General features: G+C 56.8%; 1 protein-coding gene. It reads left to right on the plus strand.

What is annotated here, in order from left to right:
* Positions 1 to 412: response regulator transcription factor (locus PROAA_RS11110; RefSeq protein WP_186411409.1), on the plus strand; the 412-nt coding region annotated here is incomplete at both ends.

The raw sequence follows: 412 nt of genomic DNA on the forward strand, positions 1-412 counted from the left end.
CGCAAATTGAACGTGCCCGTGCTGATCTTGACGGCACTTGACGGGACCAGTGATCGCGTCAAAGGGCTGGACCTTGGGGCTGACGACTACATGGCCAAGCCGTTCGAACTGCCCGAACTCGAAGCACGAGTGCGCGCGTTGACGCGACGGTCAACCGGAACTGCACCAGTAATCCAATGTGGCGCACTTGCATTTGACCAGACGGATCGCTGCGCATTGTTGAATGGCGAGATGCTGGATTTGTCCGCTCGTGAACTCGGTTTGCTTGAGGTTCTCATGGCACGGGCAGGCCGGCTGGTGAGCAAGGATCAACTGGTTGAGCACATGTGCGGTTGGGGCGAGGAAGTGAGCCACAACGCGATAGAAGTCTATGTGCACCGTTTGCGCAAGAAACTCGAATCCAGTGGAGTAA

The sequence above is a fragment of the Candidatus Propionivibrio aalborgensis genome, assembly GCF_900089945.1.
Lineage (GTDB): Bacteria > Pseudomonadota > Gammaproteobacteria > Burkholderiales > Rhodocyclaceae > Propionivibrio > Propionivibrio aalborgensis.